The sequence below is a fragment of the Jiangella aurantiaca genome (assembly GCF_004349105.1).
Taxonomy (GTDB): Bacteria; Actinomycetota; Actinomycetes; order Jiangellales; family Jiangellaceae; genus Jiangella; species Jiangella aurantiaca.
This window is the reverse complement of the sequence record NZ_SMLB01000030.1, coordinates 50063-69801: the sequence shown is the minus strand read 5'-3', so window position 1 is coordinate 69801 and position 19739 is coordinate 50063. Positions and strand designations below refer to the sequence as shown.

Annotated in this window: 18 protein-coding genes; 12 read left to right on the top strand and 6 right to left on the bottom strand. The window is 72.1% G+C overall.

Annotated elements, in window-relative coordinates; genetic code table 11:
- Both E1262_RS31930 and E1262_RS32155 read left to right on the top strand, forming a co-directional pair.
- Positions 1–130, top strand: a 130-nt coding sequence (locus tag E1262_RS31930) for a hypothetical protein (RefSeq protein WP_132104841.1), incomplete at its 5' end; no start/stop codon positions are given.
- A gap of 4 nt (positions 131–134) precedes the next feature.
- A complete protein-coding gene (locus tag E1262_RS32155; RefSeq protein ID WP_132104840.1) occupies positions 135–413 on the top strand; it encodes a DUF1707 SHOCT-like domain-containing protein in 279 nt (92 codons plus the stop codon).
- 15 nt (positions 414–428) lie between these two features.
- Here E1262_RS32155 and E1262_RS19700 read toward each other — a convergent pair whose 3' ends face one another.
- Positions 429–1025, bottom strand: a complete 597-nt coding sequence (locus E1262_RS19700; protein ID WP_132104839.1) for a nitroreductase family protein — start codon at positions 1023–1025, stop codon at positions 429–431.
- Between the two features lie 78 nt (positions 1026–1103).
- Positions 1104–1532, bottom strand: coding sequence for an SPW repeat protein (locus tag E1262_RS19695; protein ID WP_132104838.1), 429 nt, complete (start codon positions 1530–1532; stop codon positions 1104–1106).
- A gap of 110 nt (positions 1533–1642) precedes the next feature.
- Between E1262_RS19695 and E1262_RS19690 the strand changes: the two genes are divergently transcribed.
- From E1262_RS19690 to E1262_RS30435, 3 genes are all read left to right on the top strand, one after another.
- Positions 1643–2680 carry a hypothetical protein gene (locus E1262_RS19690; protein WP_132104837.1) on the top strand — a complete coding sequence of 346 codons (1038 nt, stop codon included), beginning with the start codon at positions 1643–1645 and terminating at the stop codon, positions 2678–2680.
- 236 nt (positions 2681–2916) lie between these two features.
- Positions 2917–4311, top strand: a complete 1395-nt coding sequence (locus tag E1262_RS19685; RefSeq protein ID WP_203454060.1) for a multidrug effflux MFS transporter — start codon at positions 2917–2919, stop codon at positions 4309–4311.
- 39 nt (positions 4312–4350) lie between these two features.
- Entirely contained in the window at positions 4351–4497 is a 147-nt protein-coding gene (locus E1262_RS30435; RefSeq protein WP_162606003.1) for a hypothetical protein, read from the top strand.
- 212 nt (positions 4498–4709) lie between these two features.
- Here the strand turns inward: E1262_RS30435 and E1262_RS19675 are convergent, their stop codons facing one another.
- The 3 genes from E1262_RS19675 to E1262_RS19665 form a co-directional block, all read right to left on the bottom strand.
- Positions 4710–5732, bottom strand: a complete 1023-nt coding sequence (locus tag E1262_RS19675) for a lactonase family protein (protein ID WP_132104836.1) — start codon at positions 5730–5732, stop codon at positions 4710–4712.
- A 43-nt stretch (positions 5733–5775) separates the two neighbouring features.
- A complete protein-coding gene (locus tag E1262_RS19670; protein ID WP_203454059.1) occupies positions 5776–7083 on the bottom strand; it encodes a GGDEF domain-containing protein in 1308 nt (435 codons plus the stop codon).
- A 523-nt stretch (positions 7084–7606) separates the two neighbouring features.
- On the bottom strand, positions 7607–8866 hold the full coding sequence (locus E1262_RS19665) for an MFS transporter (RefSeq protein WP_132104834.1): 1260 nt from the start codon (positions 8864–8866) through the stop codon (positions 7607–7609).
- Between the two features lie 905 nt (positions 8867–9771).
- On the opposite strand from E1262_RS19665, the gene E1262_RS19660 reads away from it, so the two are divergent.
- The 5 genes from E1262_RS19660 (at position 9772) to hutI (ending at position 16797) form a co-directional block, all read left to right on the top strand.
- A complete protein-coding gene (locus tag E1262_RS19660) occupies positions 9772–10494 on the top strand; it encodes a hypothetical protein (protein WP_132104833.1) in 723 nt (240 codons plus the stop codon).
- Positions 10491–12623, top strand: coding sequence for an Rv1355c family protein (locus tag E1262_RS19655; protein WP_132104832.1), 2133 nt, complete (start codon positions 10491–10493; stop codon positions 12621–12623). Before E1262_RS19660 ends, E1262_RS19655 begins: the two co-directional genes overlap by 4 nt.
- Positions 12620–14854 carry a putative bifunctional diguanylate cyclase/phosphodiesterase gene (locus E1262_RS19650; protein WP_132104831.1) on the top strand — a complete coding sequence of 745 codons (2235 nt, stop codon included), beginning with the start codon at positions 12620–12622 and terminating at the stop codon, positions 14852–14854. The genes E1262_RS19655 and E1262_RS19650 overlap by 4 nt, the downstream gene beginning before the upstream one ends.
- Before the next feature lie 212 nt (positions 14855–15066).
- Complete coding sequence (locus tag E1262_RS19645) at positions 15067–15564, top strand: helix-turn-helix domain-containing protein (RefSeq protein ID WP_132104830.1); 498 nt, start codon at positions 15067–15069, stop codon at positions 15562–15564.
- 21 nt (positions 15565–15585) lie between these two features.
- The gene (gene hutI / locus E1262_RS19640) at positions 15586–16797 is read left to right on the top strand and encodes an imidazolonepropionase (protein ID WP_132104829.1); all 1212 of its coding nucleotides are present in this window, start codon (positions 15586–15588) and stop codon (positions 16795–16797) included.
- Here the strand turns inward: hutI and E1262_RS31765 are convergent.
- Positions 16756–17742 carry a LysR family transcriptional regulator gene (locus E1262_RS31765; RefSeq protein WP_132104828.1) on the bottom strand — a complete coding sequence of 329 codons (987 nt, stop codon included), beginning with the start codon at positions 17740–17742 and terminating at the stop codon, positions 16756–16758. The genes hutI and E1262_RS31765 overlap by 42 nt on opposite strands.
- A gap of 92 nt (positions 17743–17834) precedes the next feature.
- Between E1262_RS31765 and E1262_RS19630 the strand changes: the two genes are divergently transcribed.
- Positions 17835–19061, top strand: coding sequence for an MFS transporter (locus tag E1262_RS19630; protein WP_162606002.1), 1227 nt, complete (start codon positions 17835–17837; stop codon positions 19059–19061).
- 47 nt (positions 19062–19108) lie between these two features.
- Positions 19109–19618, top strand: coding sequence for a ferritin (locus E1262_RS19625; RefSeq protein ID WP_132104826.1), 510 nt, complete (start codon positions 19109–19111; stop codon positions 19616–19618).
- Positions 19619–19739: the final 121 nt, after the last annotated feature.

Here is a 19739-nt window from a genome sequence, read left to right as displayed (position 1 = left end):
CGAGAAGATCGCCCGGGTGCTCTCCAACGACCCCGCCATGGGCGTCATCCGCCACGCCGACGCCGGCTACGACCACGCCGCCGACATCGCCGCCGACCGCGGCGTGCGGATCCCCATGCGCGAGGGCTAGGTCCGTGGGTGACCCTGCGGAGCCGGACCACCTGCGCATCGGCACCCGCGAGCGCGACGCCGCCCTCGACCTACTCAGCGAGCACTTCGCCGCGGGCCGGCTCACCGCCGAGGAGCACGCGCAGCGGACGGTCGTCAACCCGGGGCGCGTGGCCGTGCCATCTCCGTCCACCGGAAGGACTGGCTGCGCATCGAGACCGACGCGGGCCGGTTCGGCAGCGCGCTGTCCGGGCGGGTCGACTGCCGGTTCCGGATCGCGCAGGCGGCCCGCATCCGCGATCTAGCCGGTTAGCCGGCGCTCACCAGCGGCCGCGGTGCACGACGGCGTCGAGGTCGCGGCGGCCGCGCCGCAACGACGGCGACCGCCGGTCGGGCGCGCGGTGGCCGATGCTGACCACGCCGATCGGCTTGTAGTCCGCCGGCACCCCGAAGGCGTCGCGGAAGGCGGCCACCCGCTCCGGCGGGATACCGAAGAAGCAGGCGCCCAGGCCCTCGTCGACGACGGTGAGCAGCATGAGCAGGCTGGCCATGCCGGTGTCGATGTCCCAGTACGGCGCCGGCCAGCGCGACTCGTCGCGGTCGGTCCAGCCCTTGTCGGGTTCCGCGTACCGGTCGAGGTAGGCGGCCTTCGAAGACAGCGGCACGATGAGCACCGGCGCCCGGCGCAGCCCTGCCGACCACCCGTCGGTGCCTTCGCCGGGCGGCGTGGCGGCGGCCCAGAAGCGGGCGACGTCGCCGGGGGTGTCCAGGCGCAGGAACGCCCAGCCCTGGCTGAACCCGGCGCTGGGCGCGCGCAGTGCGTTGCCGAGGATGCGGTCGACGACGGACGGGTCGACCGGCTCGTCGGTGTAGTTGCGGACCATGCGGCGGCGGGTGACGACGTCGGCGAACTCCATGGCCGCCATCATGCTCGACGGGTGCCCGGGCGGCGGCGTGCGGGATCGGGGAAGGTGCGCCGCCGCCCGAGGTCGGTCCTACGGACGGATCCGGCGCATGGTGCCGGACATCATGGCGAGCGCGCACAGCACGATGACGGCGCCGGCGATGATGTTGCTCACGATGGCCGTCGTCTCGGGTGCCTCGCCGTCGATGGCCCACGGCGCCACGATGGCCCAGATGCCGAGGATCGGCGCGACCCAGGCCATGCCGTGGAAGTGGCCGTAGGCGGCGACGAACCCGGCCGCCAGCAGGGCGACGGCGATGCCGGTGAACAGGTTCGTCATGACGAGCGCAGATTCGTTGGTGAAACCGATCACCCATGGCGACATCGCCAGGTACAGCCCGGCCAGGAACGCGAGGCCGTCGGCGGATTGGGCTACCGGAGTCTCGGAGATCTGGTCGTACCTGCGCCTCATGACGGCGACGTCGGGGTGCTGTTCGATGTTGGGAGTCGGCATGGTCATGACCCCCACCTCCTTCGGAGGACACCGGGTCGATCCCGCACTCCTTATGATGCTCCTCTCGACCCCTGATCGTCGAAGCGATCAGCCGCCGCAGCAGAGACGAGCTCCACATGGCGATCTTCCGCCGCAAGACCAAGGTGCCGGACGACCCCCGGCCCGCGATCGCCCAGTTCTGGGCGTGGTGGTCCGAGCACCGCGACGACGTCCTCGCCGCGTTCGAGGAGAAGCGCTCCGACGACCTCATCGAGCTGCTCCGCCCGCCGGTCGCCGCCATCGACCCGTCCCTGAACTGGGAGGTGTCGCCGAGCTCGGCGAAGCGGTTCATGCTGGTGGTCTCCAGCGGCGGCAAGGCCGAGCTGCGCGGGCTGGCCGAGCGCTGGGTGCTGGCCGCCCCCGACGACCTCGACGTCGAGTTCGCGCCCGTGCGCCGGGCCGACCCCGCCCTGTTCGACTCCGTCGTCATGAAGGTCGACGACTACGACATCGAGCTGCGTGAGCTGGTGGCCGGCACCCGCGTCGACCCGCAGCGCAGCCGGCTCGACGTCGTCATCCACCACCCGCTGTTCCCGCTGCTGGACAAGGAGCACCGGCTCTCGGTCGCGTTCCACGGCCTCGACGCCGCGCTCGGCGAGGACGAGGCGGAGCGGTGGATCGGCGAGGTCGAGGTCACCGCAGACCCGCAGCTCGACGCGATCCCGGTGTCCATGCTGGGGTCGGTGGTCGACCAGCTGCGCCCGTCCGACGACGTCTGGGCGCTGCTGCGCGGCAGCGGCCGCAAGGGCCCCATCGTCGCGCTGGTGCGGCGCCCGCTGGACCGCGTCGAGCGGCCGCTGGCCGACACCCACGTCGCGATCGTGCTCGACTACGCGCCCGGCCCCGACGGCATGCCGCCCGACGAAGGGCTGCTCGACGACGCCGAGCGGCTGGTCCAGCAGGTCATCGCCGAGCTGGGCGGCGAGGGACCGCAGGTCGTCCACGTCGGCCGGGTCACCGGTGAGGGCAAGATCGTCGTGCACATCTACGTCGACGGCCTCGAGATCGATTCCGCGCCGGTCGGCCGGGTCCTGGCGCAGTGGACGCACGGCACCGCCGCGGTCCAGAGCCACCCCGACCCGGGCTGGAAGGCCGTCGCCCCGCTGTTGCGCTGACGCCGCAGTCTTGTTCAGAAGTCGGGCCATGCCTGTACGGCTCGTCACACGAAACTCACTGTCGGAATGTCAGGCGCCTCTGGCACAGTTGTCACTGACGGTATCCGCGCCGCAGCCGCCGCGGGCCGCGTCTGCCTCCCCCACCCCGCACTACCTCTGGAAGAGGTTTGCCCTTGTCTGCGCGCACTCGCGCGATGCCGGGCGCCGACGGCGCCACTGGCCTGTCCCGTAGGACCATGATCCGCCGGATCCTCGTGCTCGGCGCGCTCACCGCACTCGGACCGCTGACCATCGACCTCTACCTGCCCGCGTTCCCCGACATCGCGGGCGACCTGAGCGCCACCGAGGCCCAGGTCCAGCTGACGCTCACCGGCACGCTGCTGGGCTTCGCCGTCGGCCAGCTCATCCTCGGCCCGTGGTCCGACGCCGTCGGCCGCCGCCGTCCGCTCATCGCCGCCACGCTGACGCACGTCGTGGCGTCGCTGCTGTGCGCCGTCGCACCCAGCATCGAGGTGCTCGGCGTCTTCCGGGTCCTGCAGGGCATGGCCGCCGCGGCCGGCGCCGTCGTGTCGATGGCCGTGGTCCGTGACCTCTACACCGGCCTGCCGGCGGTCCGGCTGCTGTCGCGGCTGATGCTGGTCACCGGTGTCGCGCCGGTGCTGGCGCCGACGCTCGGCGGCCAGGTGCTGCAGCTCACCGACTGGCGGGGCGTCTTCTGGGTGCTCGCCGCCCTCGGCCTGGGCCTGGTCGCCGTCGTCGTGTTCGGCCTGCAGGAGACGCTGCCGGAGGACCGCCGCCGCTCCGGCGGGGTGGCCGACACCCTGCGGACGTACGGTTCGATCCTGCGTGAGCGGACGTTCGTCGGGCTCATGCTGACCGGCGGGCTGATGATGGCCGCGCTGTTCGGCTACATCGCCGGCTCGTCGTTCGTCTTCCAGGACGTCTTCGGCCTGTCCGAGCAGGCGTACGGCATCGTGTTCGGCGTCAACTCGCTCGGCCTGATCATGGCGACGCAGCTGAACGCGCGGCTGGTCCGCCGGGTGCGGCCGCAGTGGATCCTGGCCGGCGCGCTGGTCGTCGCCTCGGTGGCGGCCGCGCTGATGGTGGCGTTCGCGGCCACCGGGGCGCTGGGCTTCTACGGCATCGCGGTGCCGCTGTTCGTCATCCTCACCACGGTCGGGTTCACCATGCCGAACATCCCAGTGCTGGCGCTGGCCAGCCACGGCCGGTCGGCGGGGACGGCGGCCGCGTTGCTGGGCGCCATGAACTTCGCCGTCGGCGCCGTCAGCGCGCCGCTGGTGGGAGCGTTCGGTACCGGTTCGGCGGTGCCGATGGCGGCCGTCATGTTCGCGATGGCCGTCCTCGCCGTCGGCGCCATGTTCCTCGTCGCGCGGCCGCGGCACATCATCGGCCTGGAGCCCGACCCGCCGATCACCGGCGAGGCGCCGCCGCCCGCCGTCGTCGAGACGCATGTGCCGGAGCCCGCCGCGGCCGGGCGCCGTCGCCGCCTGACCCGGCTCGCGACCGGCCGGGCGCACCGTCCGGCCGCCACGCACGACACCGTGCCCGGCGCCGCCCGCCCGGCCACGATGGGCGGACGGCGCGAGCGGCGGCAGCGCTCGCGGTCCTGAGGTGCCACCGCTGGTGCCGGCGGTGGCACCCATACGTCCATGGAGAAGATCACCGTCTACTTGCCGGAAGACCCGAGCAAGGCGGCCACGCGGGTGGCGCGGCAGCGTGGTGTGTCCGAGCCGCAGCGCCGTGCGGTCGAGGAAGCGATCTTTGCGACGGGCGAGCCGCTGATCGTCTCGCCATAGGTGATCGCCGGCTGGACTGTCTCGTGGCCACTCGGATGGGTGTTTCGACTGAGCTGGCCGTACTGACCAGGCCATCGGTGTGGCCGACGCCTCGAACGTCGTCCTTGCTCAGCGCTTTACGACCCGAACCATCGCCACGCTGGATCGTCGCCACTTCGAGGTGCTTCGGCCCATCGACGGGGGCCGCTTCGAATTCGTTCCCTGAGGCCCGGTCAGCCGAACAGGATGCTGGCCGGGCTCGGCGTGCCGAGCACCTGACCGGTCGGCTCCGGCACGCCGGTGCGCTCGTCGACGCGGAACGAGACCAGCTGGTCGGAGAACTGGTTGGCCACGTAGAGGTACTGCCCGTCAGGGTCCAGCTCGATGTCGCGCGGGTGGCTGCCGCCGCACGGGACGGTGGCGACCAGCGCGACGTCCGGCCCGTCGACGGACAGGACGGCGATGTCGTCGACGAACCGGTTGGCCACATAGACGAACCGGCCGTCGGCGCCGAGCCGGATGGCCGACGGGTGGCTGGGCCCGCGCCCGTCGTCGACGTGCGTGGCGACGTCGGCGACCACCTCGGGCACCGTGAGGTCGATGACCGTGACGGTCGACGCCAGCTCGGTGACGACGTAGGCGTACCGGTCGCTGACCACCAGGTGCCGAGGCCCGGCGCCGGGCGCGACCGCGATCTCGTCGGCCAGCGACAGCCGGCCGGTGCCCTCGTCGAGGACGTATCGGTAGACGGTGTCGGTGCCGAGGTCGGCGGCCAGGACGTGCCCGCGGACCGGATCGGTGATGATCATGTGCGCGTGCGGGCGGTCCTGGCGCTGCGGATCCGGGCCGCTGCCCTCGTGCCGCACCACGTGCGTGGCGTCGTCGAGCGACCCGTCCGCGCCGATCGGGTGCACGCTCAGCGAGCCGGACCCGTAGTCGGCGGTGAGCAGGTACCGTCCGCTCGGGTGCACGGACAGGTGGCACGGTCCGCTGCCGCCGGTCGAGCGCGGCTCGCCCAGGGGGCGCGGCACGTCGCCGTCGACCGCCCAGGCGCTGACGGCGCCGTCGGCGACCTCGTGGATGGCGTACAGCACCCGGCCGTCCCGCGACAGCGCCAGGTACATGGGGTTGCCGACGTCGCGGAGCGCCGGTTCGCCGACCGGCGTGACCACGCCCTTCTCGATGTCGGCGACGGTGATTCCGGCCGCTGGACCGCCCTGGCCGGACGCAGTGGCGGCCCCGATGAAAGCGCGCATCCGCCCATCATCCCGGAGCCGCGCCGGACGCCGGTCCGGGGGGTCAGGCGCTCGCCGACGGCGGCTCGGCCTGCTGCGGCAGCGAGCGCCGCTCGGGCTCGGCGGCCGGCGCCTCGACCCCGCCGAGGCGGACGGTGTTGCGCCCGGCGTTCTTGGCCGCGTACAGCGCGGTGTCGGCCGAGAGCAACAGCTCGTCGAGGCCACTGATGCCGGCGGACGGGTAGATCGCACCGCCGAGCGAAACGGTGACGGAGCTGGTGGCAGAGCCGTCGTGGTCGGCCGGCTCGACGACGACCGACTGCACGCGCCGCCGGATGCGCTCGGCGACGTTGCGCAGGTTGCGGGAGTCGCCGACATCGGGCAGCACGACGGCGAACTCCTCGCCGCCCCATCGGCCGCAGGCGTCCTGGTCGCGGACCTCGGCGATGATCTCCTGCGCCACCGCCCGCAGCACGCGGTCGCCATGGGTGTGGCCGTAGGTGTCGTTGAACCTCTTGAAGTGATCGATGTCGATGATGAGCAGGCCCATCGTCAGCTGGTGGTCGCGAGCGTGCGCGAGCGTCTGCTCGGCGAACTCGTGCCACCAGCCCGCCGACGCCAGCCCGGTCTTGGCGTCGAACCGGGACGCTCGCTGGTACTGGTGGACGAGCAGGCCGCGATGCAGCGCAACCATCGCGATGACGATGCCCGGCAGGACGAACGGGTTGCCGACGACGACCGCGGCGGCCACCAGTCCCAGCCCCATGGCGCCGGCCTCGAGCAGCTGCTCGCTGAAGTTGGAGAACAGGTCGCGTACGTGCACCGTCGGGTTCGCCAGGGCGATGGCCACCATGACGAGCGCGGTGTTGATGCCCCAGCGCAGCACGGCCGCCAGCGTGACGACGCCGAGGTCGGCCAGCCCGGCCAGCGACGCGTCGCCGGGTGCGCCCGGGTAGCCGGACATGCCCAGCGCCAGTACGGCGACCGCCGCATGGGTTCCGCACAGCACGGTCGCGCAGGAGAACACCCAGCGGTAGAGGAGCCCGGTCCGGTTGTGCGGCTGCACCCGCAGCCAGGCCAGTCCGTATGTGAGCACGACCATGATCGAGGCGAACACCGGCGGCAGCACGATGACCGCGGCGAAGCTCCACACCGCTTTCGTGTCGATGTAGGCCGTGACGCTACTGCGGGTGAATTCGCGCTTGCGCTCGATGTGCCGAGTCAGTTCGATGGCGGCCCAGGCGCAGGCGGCCAGGATGGCGAAGCGGAGTAGGTCGACGCCCCGGATGGGCATCATGAACGCGGTGGCGGTGCTGACGCCGACAGCAACGGTGATGACCAGCACGATCAGCGTCAGTAACGGCTTCGGCACCTTCCACAGGGGCCAGCTCTTGACGGGGGCCGGTCGGTGGATCAAGCCGTGCACCCCACTTCGACAGCGAGCAAGCGGACGGGAACGATCGGCCACATGGTAACCGAATTGGGCGGATCTGTCGCTAGAGCAAAAGTGGACAATGAGCCTGTACTCGATGGATCTCGGGCGCATGGTGAGAGGAGTGGACGGCGATGCGTGACAACACCTGGTCCTGAGCAGCGATGACGGTCCGTGACGAACCCGGAGGAGGTACCGCGATGCGTGACAACACCTGGTCCTGAGCAGCGATGACGGTCCGCTACGAACCCCGGAGGAGGTTCTGCGATGCGTGACAACACCTGGTCCTGAGCAGCGATGACGGTCCGCGACGAACCCAGGAGGAGGTACTGCGATGCGTGACAACACCTGGTCCTGAGCAGCGATGACGGTCCGCGACGAACCCCGGAGGAGGTACTGCGATGCGTGACAACACCTGGTCGTGAGGCGCTGGTCCGTGGAGTACGGCTGCCGGCGACGCCGGTCAGCCGAGAAGGTTGTCGGCCTCGCCCTGGGGTGGTGGTAGGGCGCGGGGCGGGGCCAATCGTGACCAACGGTGCCATGCGGCCGCGGCCGCCAGGGTGCCCAGCACCGCCGCCACGAGGATGATCGTCGATGGCGACAACAGCTGGGCCAGGACGCCCGCGGCGACGATGGCGAGACCTTGCGCCGCCCGGAGGGCGGCGATCGCGAGCCCGACCGCCTGACCTCGGCGGTGTGCTGGGACGGACTCGACGTAGGTGGCCTGGACCACCATGTCGTGGGCCGAGCACGCCCCGCTGACGGTCCACAGCAGCACCGAGACGGCCAGGCCGGGCAGCCAGCCGGTGGGGATCAGCACCAGGCTGCTCGCCACCGCGAGCGGGCCCATGAGCGCGAGGCGGCGCTCCGGCCGCAGCCGGCCCAGCACCAGCATCCCGATGACCGTCCCCACGGGGTTGGCGACGAGCAGCCAGCCGGCCGCGGCCTGGCCCGCGTCGAGCTCGGCCGCGTAGGGCACCGCCAGCCCCTCCGGCACCACGTAGAACCCGGAACAGCAGGCGATGGCGAGCAGCGTCAGCAGCCGCGGATCGCGGGCGACGACCCGCCAGCCTGCGCGGACGGTGGCCCACTGCCCGGGCGGTGCCGGGTCGCCGGCCTCCCGGGCCGGCGCTACGGGGCGGTGCGGGCCGAGGCCGCGGGCGATCAGCAGCGCCGACACCACGAACGTCGCAGCGTTGACGAGCAGGGCCGTGGGGGCGCCGAGTCCGGCGACGAGGGCCGCGCCGGAGCCGAAGCCGACGACGAGCGCGGCCTGGTACGTCATGGAGAAGACGCCGAGTCCCAGCGCCAGCCGGTCGCCGTGGAGTATGTCCGGCAGGGCCGCCTGTCGCGCGGCCGAGAACGGCGCCGTCAGCAGCTGCACCACGGCCAGCAGGCAGACCTGCGCCGCCAGCGGGACGCCGGGGACCGCCATCACCCCCACCAGCGCCGCCCGGGCGAGATCGGCGACCACCATGACGTTGCGGCGCGGGAAGCGGTCGGCCAGTCCGGCCAGCGCCGCGCCGCCCACGAGGTCGGGCAGATAGGTCAGGGCGTACGTGAGCGCGGCCAGGCCGGCCGACTCCGTCCGGTCGAACACCAGCAGCGTCAGCGCGACCCGGGCGAGCTGGTCGCCGATCACGGAGAGTAGATGCGCCAGCCACAGCCAGCGGAACTCCGTGGCGGCGAAGACGTCGCGGTAGGAAGCCGGGGACCCAGACATTTCGGAGCAGTCTTACCGGTCTGATGACGCCGGGCAAGGTGTCGATCAAGGTTCGGCGCCCGCGACGGCGGTGCGGGGCGCCCGGTTCGGCCGAGGCGCCGTCGTGCCCGGTGGACGACGTCCCGGCGGCGGGCGGCCGGACTAACTCGTACGTTGCGACGATGCCCGGCGGGCAATTGGCCGGGCCCGCATCGGCCGATCGGAATAGCGTTGCGGATCGGTGAGGAAATCGCGTGTTCCACTTTCCGGCCGCATCGGTGAGCACCATTGTCCGGTGCCGCGACGGTACGCCGAGCGGTCCGCCGAGGCCTCTCGGTGACGTGGTGTGACGGCCCTGACCTGCTGACCCGTGACCTAGCGTGAGTTTTCGATCACTGAGCGTCACGCTCCGGCCAAGATCGTTCTCGCTACTCTCCGTCACATTTTGTTACGCAAAGTAGTTGTTGCATGATCCGTTTCCCCTGTCTATTCTCTAATCATCCGCACCGGCAATTCGGTGCTCCAGTCCATTAAGTTGGATTGGCCGTGAGGGACGGGGATGTCACGAAAGTGGCGCCTCGCGGTCGCAGGAGCATCGGAGGTGCGATTCACGGCCTCGAGCCGTGACCTTGGACCGGCACGGCCCTCCGCCCTGCACAGGCCGTGCCGTGAAAAGGGGACGTGGTGCGCGCGTCCGGGGACGTTCGCACCACGTCCCAAACGGGGCGGCGGCAGGTTTCCGCGGGCTGGTCCTGCCGCCGCAAGGTGGAGACGCGGCGGGTCTGTTGGGGGGCAGGCACCCGTCGCGTTCTCCATTCCGGCGTCGCCCTCGCGCCGAGTCGGGCATTATGCATCTATAGCGTGAACGGCGCATACGGTACAGACACAACAGACCGGACGGAGCCGTGAAGCCAGGTGTGGATGCCATGACCACCAGCCCCCTCAAGTCATCCGAGCGCACCACCACCCGCGAGTTGTACGGGTTCCGGGACGAGGTCTCGGGCATGACGTTGCGCTTCTACACGCCGAGCCGGCGGTTCGATCACTGGACCACGTACATGAACGGTGCTCAGGCCAGCTACCAGCGCTACCGGGTCGAACAGGCCCTCACCCTGCCCGCCGCGACACAGGCGTCCACCACCCCGGTGTTCGCCATCACGTCCGACGACAGCGGGCGGGTCTGGGCAGGCTGGTACGCCAACGGCCCGCTGCGCTCCATGCGCGACGCCTACGCGCCCCGTGAGTTCGTCAGCGAGCCGGTGTCCGCCTCGCTGGTGAGCGACTGGATCGAGGCGGCCCTGCCCGAGGGCGTCATCGAGCTCAAGGGCGCCTGGGTCGACCCCACGTCGGAGCACAAGTCTGCGCTCGCCGACCTGACCTCGCGGGCGTTCCTGCACGCCATGCGCATGCTCGATGTGCGCTACGCGTACTGCTCCGCGGCCGAGCACGCGGCGTCGCGCTGGTTCAACTCCGGCGCCGAGGAGTTGCCCGGCATCATCCCGGCCCGCTACCCCGACGACCGCTACCGCACGACGGTGCTGACCTGGGACGCCGAGACCGCCATGGAGCGGGCCACGCAGGAGCAGCGCCGGCTGTACGACGCGGAATGCCGCACCGCGACGGGCACGGAGGTTCCGGGCGCACGATGACCGATGCCGTGAACGGGGCCGGCTGGCGCCCTGAGCTGGTGGACGACCCCGATCGGCTGGCCGGACTGCGCGCCGACCCCGCGGTCCAGGTCGTCGACACCATCGAGCAGCAGCGACGCGACCTCGCCCGGCTGCTCTCCGCGCCGCCGCCGGAGATCGCCGACGAGCCGACGCGGTGGTACTTCTACCCGTGGCGGCGCACGCTGATCCACCTGCTGGGTCCCGAGGCGTTCCAGACGCTGCGCACCGACCGCAACCGCAACAAGATCACCGTCGAGGAGCAGCGACGGCTCCGGCGACTCTCCGTGGGCGTCGCCGGCCTCAGCGTCGGCCACGCCATCGCGCACACCCTCGCGCTGGAGGGCAGCTGCGGGCACATCCGGCTGGCCGACTTCGACGAGATCGAGCTGTCCAACCTCAACCGGATCCCCGGTACCGTCTTCGACCTCGGCGTGAACAAGGCCGTCGTGGTCGCCCGCCGCATCGCCGAGCTGGACCCGTACCTCGAGGTCAGCATCGAGCCGTCCGGCCTCGCCCTGGACTCCATCGACACCTTCCTCGACGGGCTGGACATCGTCATCGAAGAGTGCGACTCGTTCGATGTGAAACTGGCGCTGCGCGACGGCGCGCGGCGGCACCGGCTGCCGGTCGTCATGGAGACCAGCGACCGCGGGCTGCTCGACGTCGAGCGGTACGACCTCGAGCCCGACCGGCCGCTGTTCCACGGGCTGCTCGGCGACGCGCGCCCGGCCGACCTCATGGGCCTGTCGACGCACGACAAGGTCCCGTACGTGCTGCGGGTGCTCGAGCCGAGCGAGCTGTCGGCGCCGATGGCCGCCTCGATGGCGGAGGTCGACGAGAGCCTCAACACCTGGCCGCAGCTGGGCGGCGACATCACCCTGGGCGCCGCGACGGTGGCCGCCGCTGTCCGCAAGCTCGGCCTGGGAGCGCCCGTGCCGTCCGGACGGGTGCGTGTGGACCTCGACTCCATGCTGGCCAAGCTCGCCGACCCGCCGCCGGCCGCGGACGCCGACTTCTCCGCCGACCTCGTCGTCGACCCCGAGCCGCCGCCCGCCGACCCCCGCGCCGCCGTCGCGCACGCCGCGCGGCTGGCGCCGTCGGGCGGCAACACGCAGCCCTGGACGTTCACGCTCGGCCCGGGCGGCCTGGACATCGACCTCGACCCGAGCCAGACCTCCACGCTCGACGTCGCGTTCCGCGGCAGCCACGTGGCCATCGGCGCGGCGCTGTTCAACGCGCGCATCGCGGCCGCCCGGCACGGGCTGCTCGGCGACGTCGAGATCCGGCCCGACGGCGACCGCGTGGCGAGCCTGCGCTTCGGCACGGGCTCGGACCCGGAACTGGCCGGACTGTATGACGCCATGCTGCGGCGGGTGTCGAACCGGCACTTCAACGAGCCCACGCCGCTGCCGGAGCGGACGGCGGACGTGCTGCGCGCCGCGGCCGCGGCCGAGGACGCCGACGTCCATCTCGTCACCGGCCGCGACCGGCTGCACGAGCTGGCCGAGCTGCTGGGCGAGTCCGACCGGCTGCGCTACCTCACCGAGCACCTGCACCGCGAGATGATGCGCGAGCTACGCTGGCCCGGCATCGACGCACTCGACTGGGGCATCGACGTGCGGACCCTCGAGCTCGATGCGTCCGACCTCGCCAAACTGGGTGTCGCTCGCCGGCCCGACGTCATGGCCGTCCTGGCCGAGCAGGACCTCGGGCGGGCGCTCGGCGAGTCCACCCGCGACCGCGTCGACGCCGCCGCCGGGCTGGCAGTGGTCTCCGTCGCGGGGTCGTCGCCGGCCGACTACGTGCGCGGTGGACAGGCGGTCGAACGGGTCTGGATCGAGGCCGAGCGGCTGGGGTTGGCGGTGCATCCGATGTCGCCGGTGTTCATCTTCGGCGTCGACGACGCCGACTACCAGGAGCTGTCCCCCCGCTACGCCGACCGACTTCGCGGCCTATGTCGCGATTTCGCCGGGATCGTCGGGCTTGGGGAGAGGTACGTCGCGCTGGTCATGCGGATCGGCTACGCTCCTAGCGTCAGCGTCCGGAGCCGCCGCCTGTCTGCCGACCGCACTGTTCGGGACGCCCTGGAGGCAGGGAGCAACCTATGAAGATGGACCCGGAGACGATCCAGCCGCTCCTCGAAGCGCTGGCTCGGGCCACGGATTCCATCTCGGCCGACGTGCTCGCCGTCGACGGCGGCATGCCGCTGGTGTCGTGGGGGAGCGCCTCCTCGGCCGGCGTCAAGGGCAAGGACATCACCGTCATGCGTGATGCCATCCGCACCGCCACGGCCGAGGTCGCCGGCCAGGCGGGCAATGATCCCATCGAGCACGCCGCGCCGTCCGGGTACACCATCGTCGCGACCAAGGTGGCCTATCGCGACTTCGTGGGCAGCATCTGCCTGGTGCGGCTCGACGGCCGGTCGTACTCCGCGAAGGACCGCGAACTGCTGTCGGTGTCGGCGCAGCTGTGCACGGCGGTGATGGAGGCGGGCGAGATCACCGACCAGCACAGCCGGCTCGACGCCCTGGTCACCTACGTCGCCGCGGAGCTGATGGGCGTCACCGCCCGCGACCTCGCCGAGACGCTGTTCCGGGTCATCAGCGAGCTGGGCCGCTACTTCGGCGCCGACACCTGCTTCCTCCGGCACAACGACCCCGAGCTGCAGGCCAGCGTGCTGGTCGACGAGTGGCCGCGGCGGCTGGACGTGCCCGATCCCGACCCGCTCGGCATCGTGCCGTGGGACACCGAGGACCCGATCTTCTCGATGGTGCGCGACCAGCGCGAGCCGTTCATCATCCGGCCGTCCGACGGCCAGCTGAGCTACCAGGAGCGGGTCCGCGCCGGTTCCGGCGTGCCCGAGGTCTCGCTGGCCACGGTGCCGCTCATCCACGGCGACACCACGCTGGGCGTGCTGGGCCTGATCCACTTCGGCGACCGCATCTGGACCCGTGCCGAGGTGCGGGCACTGCGCGCCATCGCCTCGCTGCTGGTGCAGCTCGACGCCCGGGTCGCGGCCGAGGAGAGCCTGCACCACCAGGCGTACCACGACGAGCTGACCGGGCTGTGGAACCGCCGGGCGTTCGTCGAGGACCTCAACGCGGTGCTCGAGGTCGATCCCCGGGCTCCGCTCGCGGTGCTCTTCGCCGACATGGACCGCCTCAAGACGGTCAACGACGTGCTGGGTCACACCGTCGGCGACAACTTCATCCAGGCCGTGGCGCAGCGGCTGCGCGACTCCGTCCGGCCGAACGACGTCGTCGCGCGGCTGGCCGGCGACGAGTTCGTCATCGTGCTGCACGAGATCGCGTCGACGTCCGCCGCCGAGCGGGCCGCCCGGCGCATCCTCGACCGCGTCGCCGAGCCGCTCGAAGTGGGTGGTCACGCCATCAGCCGCAGCGCCAGTATCGGCGTCGTGGTCAACGGGGACATGCCCAGCACGGTCGACGAGCTGCTCGGCAATGCCGACGTCGCGCTGCTCGAGGCCAAGGAGCGCGGTGGAGACTCGGTAGTGGTGTTCAACGACGACCTGCGATCCAAACTCCTCGTCCGGGCCGACCTCGAGCTGCGCCTGCGCTCGGCCATCAGCAACAACGAGATGCGGCTGTACTTCCAGCCCGAGTTCGACCTTCGCGACGGCCGCATGACCGGCGTCGAGGCGCTGGTGCGCTGGCAGCACCCCGAGCGCGGGCTGCTCGCGGCCGACGCCTTCATCTCCGTCGTCGAAGAGATCAACCTCTCCGCGGAGCTCGGCCGCTGGGTGCTCGAGGAGGCCTGCCGACAGCTCGCGTCGTGGAAGCGCACGTCGCCGGTGCCGCCGCCGCTGGTCCGGGTGAACATCTCCGCCGGCGAGCTGATCAGCGCCGACTTCGTCGGGTTCGTCGCCACCCTGCTGAGCCGGTACGGCCTGGCGCCGGCCGAGCTGGGCATCGAGATCACCGAGAGCACGGTGATGCGCGACATCGACGACGTGCAGGCCACCCTCAACGGGCTGCGCGGTCTGGGCGTCACACTCGCCATCGACGACTTCGGCACCGGGTACAGCTCGCTGGCCCAGCTGAAACAGCTCCCGGTCGACATCCTCAAGATCGACCGCAGCTTCGTCTCGGCGCTGGCCGAGAGCAGTGGCGATCGCGCCATCGTCGCCGCGATCGTCCGGCTCGCCGAGGCCTTCAACCTGACCACGGTGGCCGAGGGCGTCGAGGACCCCGCAGCGGTCACGACGCTGCTCGACCTCGGCTGTTACCGCGCTCAGGGGTTCTTCATGTCCAAGCCGCTGCCTGCTCAGGTCGTGCTGGAACAGGCGCGGAATCCAGGAGTCCCACTGCGCATGATGTGACGTGGAACACGTGTCGTTGGCGTGTCCTGGCCTGACCTCCTAGCATGCGAGCTGAACAAAGTCGCGGACGGCCGATGATCAATCGGCCGCAAATGCCCGGTATTCTCTGATATGTCCCGGGCGTTGTCCGGGACCCTGCCAGGGGGGCGGCGCAGGCGTGCTGGTGCGGGCGGATCAGTACGGAGGACGAGGCACCTTTGGGGAGCTCGACGATGAACGACGGCAGTCCGAACTCGACGGAGGAGGACTTCGCGAAGGTCGTGGGCGCACGGTTGCGCGCGTTGCGCAAGCGCCGGCGGCTCTCGCTCCAGGCCGTCGAGGAGAAGTCCGGTGGCCGGCTGCGCGCAGTCGTGGTCGGCTCCTACGAACGCGGCGACCGCGTGGCGTCCATTCGACGCATCGCCGAGCTCGCCGAGTTCTACGGCGTCCCGGTCGACACCCTGGTGTCCGACGGCGCCCGGTCCCGGATCCCGACGCAAGAGGGCAAGGTGGTCCTCGACCTCGACGCACTGCGCAACGCGCCGCCCGAGGCCGAGCGGCTCGCCACCTTCGTCGCGTCCATCCAGCGGCAGCGCAACGACTTCGGCAGCCCGGTGCTCACCATCCGGTCCGAGGACATCTCGCTGGCCGCATTGCTCTACGAGATCCCGCCGGCCGAACTGCGCGAGAAGCTCGTCGCGTGGGGGGTCCTGGCCGCCAGCTCCGCCTGAGCCTGCGGCTAGGCTCCCGTCGTGGCGACCACGCTCCTCGACGGCATCGGACTGCTGGTCACGAACGACCCCACACTCGGTGACGGCTCGCCGCTCGGCGAGATCTCCGGCGCCGCCCTGATCGCCGACTCCGGCGGTCGGGTCCTCTGGGTGGGCCCAGCCCCCGCCGCACCCAGCGCCGACACCCGCATCGACCTCGACGGCCGCTGCGTCGTGCCCGGCTTCGTCGACAGCCACGCCCACCTCGTCTTCGCCGGCGACCGCTCGGCGGAGTTCGCTGCGCGCATGACCGGTGAGCCATACGCCGCCGGCGGCATCCGCACGACTGTGGCGGCCACCCGGGCCGCCCCCGACGAACTGCTCGGCCTCAACCTCGTCCGGCTCGTGGGCGAGATGCGTCGGCAGGGCACCACCACCGTCGAGATCAAGAGCGGTTACGGCCTGACGGTGGCAGACGAGGCCCGCGCACTCGCGCTGGCCGCGGAGCACACCGACGAGACCACCTACCTCGGGGCGCACGTCGTGCCCGCCGAGTACGCCGACGACCCGGCCGGATACGTCGACCTCGTGACCGGCCCGATGCTCGACGCCTGCGCCCCGCATGCGCGCTGGGTCGACGTCTTCTGCGAGACCGGCGCGTTCGACGCCGACGCCGCCCGCGCGGTGCTGACGGCGGGCATCGGCCGCGGGCTGGGCGCACGGGTGCACGCGAACCAGCTCGGCCCCGGCCCGGGCGTGCAGCTGGCCTGCGAGCTCGGCGCCGCCAGCGCCGACCACTGCACTTTCCTCGACGACGCCGACGTCACCGCGCTGGCCGCCTCGGACACCGTCGCGACGCTGCTGCCGGGCGTGGAGTTCTCCACCCGCTCGCCGTACCCCGACGCCCGCCGGCTGCTGGCCGCCGGCGCCACCGTCGCCCTCGCCACCGACTGCAACCCGGGCTCCTGCTACACGTCGTCGATGCCGTTCTGCGTCGCCCTGGCGGTCCGCGAGATGCGCATGACGCCCGCCGAGGCGCTCTGGGCGGCGACGGCCGGTGGCGCGGCGGCTCTGCGGCGCACCGACAACGGACGGCTGATGCCCGGCTCGCGGGCCGACTTCGCCGTCCTCGACGCGCCGTCGTACGTTCACCTCGCCTACCGGCCGGGGGTGCCCCTGGTCGCCGCCACCTGGGTCGCCGGCCGCCCGGTCTCAGCCGGCGGCGTCCAGCAGCCGCCGGTCGGCGGCCGGTAGCCAGGCGTCCACCGGCGGATCGAGCCAGCCCTCGGCCGGGATGAGGCGGTCGAGGGCCCGGTGGAGGGCGTCGATCCCGGGATGCGTCAGCGCCGTCCGGTGGACCATGGTCCACGGGTACAGCGGGGCCGGGTGGGTCAGCGGCCGGACCACGGTGCCGGGGATCGGCGCGGCGTCGAGCTTGGTGAGCACCGGCCAGCCGGTGGCGCGCAGGTGGTGGGTGGTCTCCTCCGGCGGGGCGGCGGCGACCGCGGCCATGCCGGGATGGTGGTCCGGCGCGACGATGCCGCCGTGCTCGCCGACCAGCTCGGCACCGAGGTCGACCCACTCCGGTGCCTCCGGGTTGCCGCCGCTGGTGTCGATGGTGCGGCCGCCGAGCGTGGCCATGGGGATGGTGTCGTGGCGCGCGAGCGGGTCGTCGTCGAGCACCATCAGGCCCAGTGGCTCGAGCCGGACCAGGCGGCGGGTGAGGTCGCCGGGCAGCGCGACCCGGATACCGCTCAGCCGGCCGAACACGACGTCGATGCGGTGGGCCAGCAGGCCGCGTACCGCGGCGTCGCAGCCGCCGTGGAACCGCGCCTCCAGTTCGGCGTCGGGCGCCAGCGGCCGGGCGGCCTCGAGGACGCGCAGCGCGGTCGAGCGGTCGTGCATGACGTCGACGAGCAGCGGCCGGGCGGTGTCGCGCAGCTCCGCGAGCATGGCGTCGTGCAGCGCCAGCAATTCGGTCGCCCGGGCGAGCAGCCGTTCCCCTGACGGTGTCAGAGTCACCTTGCGGGTGGTGCGGACGAACAGCCGGACGCCGAGCTCGCGTTCGAGCCGGGCGACGTCGCGGCTGAGCGCCTGCTGGGCGACGTAGAGCCGGGCGGCGGCCCGGCCGAAATGGAGGTCTTGGGCCACGGCCACGAAGTGCCGCAGCAACCGGGTGTCGACGTCGGACACGGCCACTCCGACACCTTATCGATTGACAACACAGCACGGTCAATTCTGCTCGAACAGGTGTTGGACGCCCTTCGATGACGGCGCCGATCGTGGAGGGCATGACTACCACCATCATCGCTTCCGCGGCCCCGCGACCGCCGACCACCCGAACCCGGCTGGCGTTGCTGGCCACCGCCACCGCCGTCGGCAGCATCGGCCTGGCCGCCGGCGGCCTCGCCGGACCGCTGCTGGCCGTCGAACTGACCGGCGACCCGGCGACGGCCGGACTGCCGATCGGCGTGCACGTCGCCGGCTCCGCCGTCGGCGCCGTCCTGGTCTCGCGCGTCAGCGCCCGCGACGGCCGGCCCGCCGGGCTCGCCCTCGGCTACCTCCTCGGCGCGGCCGGCGCCGTGATCGTCGTGGCGGCGGCCGCCTGGGCCGGCCTCGGCCTGCTGTTGCTCGGCAGCGCGGTCTTCGGCGTCGGCAACGCGTCGGTGTTCCTGGCCCGCTACGCCGCGGCCGCGACCGGTGGGCCGGCCACCCGGGGGCGGGCGCTGGGCATCGTGCTCTTCGCGGTCGCCGCGGGCGCCGTGGCCGGCCCGAACCTGCTGGCTGCGGGCGGCACGCTCGCGTCCGCCGTCGGGCTGCCGCACCTGACCGGGCTGTACCTCATCTCCATCGGCTCCTTCCTGACGGCCGCGGCGCTGCTGGGCGCCTTGACGCGGGCGTCGGAGCGGCCCGCGGCCAGGCCGGCGGTGCGCCGCGCGGCGGTCGCGGGGACGGGCGTGCCGGTGCGGGCCGTCGTGCTGCTGGCCGTCACCAACCTGGTGATGGTCGGGGTCATGGCCGTGGCACCGGTGCACCTCGTGGCGCACGGCCACGGGCCGGCGCTGGTCGGCGGCATCGTCAGCGTGCACGCGCTGTGCATGTTCGTCCCGTCGATCCTGTCCGGCCCGCTGCTCGACCGCGTCGGCCCGGCCGTCGTGACGACCGCGGCCGCGCTGCTGCTGGCCGCGTCGGGCGTCGTGGCCGCCGCCGGTTCGGACGACGGCGTCGCGCTGCTCGTTTCGGTGAGCCTGCTCGGCCTGGGCTGGAACGCCGGCGTGCTGGCCGGGAGCGCACTCCTGACGGCGGGCGTGCCGCCGCAGGACCGGCTGCGGGCCGAGGGCCGGGGCGAGGTGGCCATGGGCCTGGCCGCCGGAGGCGGTGCACCGGTCGCCGGGCTGGTGGTGGCGTCGGGCGGTTTCGTCGCGCTCGGTATCGGCGCGGCGATCGTCGTGCTCGTCGTCGCCGTCCCGGTCGCCGTCACGCTGATGGAGAGGTTCGGCGAACCTTCGCAAGGATAGGCACGACTTCGTGGAAATGCGTTCTGAGCTGCGTTAACGTCGGGCGCATGAAGCTCAACGACACGCTTGCCAAAGCCTACTCCGAGCAGATCACGCTCGAGATCGAGTCGTCCATCGCGTACCTGCAGCTGGCCATCGCGCTCGAGGACGCCAACCTGCCGGGCATGGCGTCGTGGATGCGCATCCAGTCCCACGAGGAACGCGTTCACGCGGCCAAGTTCATCCAGCACGTCACCGACCGCGGCAACCGCCCGCAGATCGGCGACATCTCGGCGCCGAAGGATCCCGGCCCAGCGGTGGTCGCGGCGTTCGAGGCGTCGCTGGCGCACGAGCAGAAGGTGTCCGACTCCATCCGCGCCCTCTACCGACTGGCCCAGGCCGAAGGCGACATCGACAGCCTGCCGCTGCTCAGCTGGTTCATCGAGGAGCAGATCGAGGAGGAGTCGACGGTCTCGGAGATCCTCGGCCGGCTGCACCTCATCGGCGACGACGGCCCCGGGCTGCTGCGGCTCGACGCCGAGCTCGGCGCCCGCCGTACCGGCGCTGACGAGGAGTAGGCCCGAGCCGTACGCGAACCGATGACGGACCACGGGGCGGCCAGCAGCCCCGGCGGTCCGGAAACCGCTTGCCGCACCGGACCGGCCGTTCGCCGCATCGTGCCTGGCGGGAAGGGCGCCG

Excerpts from the sequence above, each read along its gene's own strand:
- E1262_RS19650 (WP_132104831.1), top strand. The coding sequence starts at position 12,620 with ATGAAGATGGACCCGGAGACGATCCAGCCGCTCCTCGAAGCGCTGGCT.
- E1262_RS19665 (WP_132104834.1), bottom strand. The coding sequence starts at position 8,866 with ATGTCTGGGTCCCCGGCTTCCTACCGCGACGTCTTCGCCGCCACGGAG.
- E1262_RS19685 (WP_203454060.1), top strand. The coding sequence starts at position 2,917 with ATGATCCGCCGGATCCTCGTGCTCGGCGCGCTCACCGCACTCGGACCG.
- E1262_RS19625 (WP_132104826.1), top strand. The coding sequence starts at position 19,109 with ATGAAGCTCAACGACACGCTTGCCAAAGCCTACTCCGAGCAGATCACG.
- E1262_RS19690 (WP_132104837.1), top strand. The coding sequence starts at position 1,643 with ATGGCGATCTTCCGCCGCAAGACCAAGGTGCCGGACGACCCCCGGCCC.
- E1262_RS19695 (WP_132104838.1), bottom strand. The coding sequence starts at position 1,532 with ATGACCATGCCGACTCCCAACATCGAACAGCACCCCGACGTCGCCGTC.
- E1262_RS19700 (WP_132104839.1), bottom strand. The coding sequence starts at position 1,025 with ATGGAGTTCGCCGACGTCGTCACCCGCCGCCGCATGGTCCGCAACTAC.
- E1262_RS19655 (WP_132104832.1), top strand. The coding sequence starts at position 10,491 with ATGACCGATGCCGTGAACGGGGCCGGCTGGCGCCCTGAGCTGGTGGAC.
- E1262_RS19630 (WP_162606002.1), top strand. The coding sequence starts at position 17,835 with ATGACTACCACCATCATCGCTTCCGCGGCCCCGCGACCGCCGACCACC.
- E1262_RS19645 (WP_132104830.1), top strand. The coding sequence starts at position 15,067 with ATGAACGACGGCAGTCCGAACTCGACGGAGGAGGACTTCGCGAAGGTC.
- E1262_RS19660 (WP_132104833.1), top strand. The coding sequence starts at position 9,772 with ATGACCACCAGCCCCCTCAAGTCATCCGAGCGCACCACCACCCGCGAG.
- E1262_RS30435 (WP_162606003.1), top strand. The coding sequence starts at position 4,351 with ATGGAGAAGATCACCGTCTACTTGCCGGAAGACCCGAGCAAGGCGGCC.
- E1262_RS19675 (WP_132104836.1), bottom strand. The coding sequence starts at position 5,732 with ATGCGCGCTTTCATCGGGGCCGCCACTGCGTCCGGCCAGGGCGGTCCA.